Here is a 735-nt window from a genome sequence, read left to right on the forward strand (position 1 = left end):
GTTCTGGGCGGGCACGTCGGCGGTGGGGAAGCCCAGCAGCTCCGCCCGGCCCGCGCCGCGCACGACGAGGCCCTGCGCGCGCACGACGAGCCGGCGGTCGGCGTCCGCGCGCCGCGGCGCGGGCACCAGGCCGCCCGGGCCGCGGCCGGCGGGTGCTCCGGTGGGACGGGTCACGGTGTCCTCCTGCCGTCGTCGGTGCCGCCCAGTCAAGGCGACGCCCGTTTCGGCCGGGGAACGCCCCCGTTTCCACGCCGTTGCGCCGAGCGGTCACCCCGGTGGACGCCCGGCGCCCGCGCCCTCCCGGGCCCGCTCAGCCCGCGCCCGTGACGACCCACGCGCCGGAGCGCTCGCGCCGCACCAGCGTCACCAGCCGCGCCAGGGAGTACACCCCCGCGAACGACACCCACAGCCACACCAGCCCCGCCCGGCCCGGCGGGGCCAGCAGCAGCACCAGCACCGCCAGCGGCGCGTACGCCGCCAGCGCCGCCAGCCCCGCGCGCGCCAGGTACCGCCCGTCGCCGGCGCCGATGAGCACCCCGTCGAGCACGAACACCCACCCGGCCACCGGCAGGCACGCCCCCAGCACCACCAGGGCCGCGGCCAGGTCCCCGCGCACCTGCGCCTGCGGGGCGAACAGCCCCGCCACCGGCCAGCACGTCGCGGCCACCAGCAGCCCGAGCACCGCGCCGACCACCACCCCCCACCGCACGGCGCGGTGCTCGGGCTGCTGGTGGC

General features: G+C 80.4%; 1 pseudogene. It reads right to left on the reverse strand.

The annotated features are described in order from the left end of the window. Nucleotides 1-310: 310 nt before the first annotated feature. Nucleotides 311-735 (reverse strand): annotated as a pseudogene (locus tag GTR00_RS23190) (MATE family efflux transporter); the annotation flags it as partial.

Source organism: Kineococcus indalonis (assembly GCF_009906395.1).
Classification (GTDB): domain Bacteria; phylum Actinomycetota; class Actinomycetes; order Actinomycetales; family Kineococcaceae; genus Kineococcus; species Kineococcus indalonis.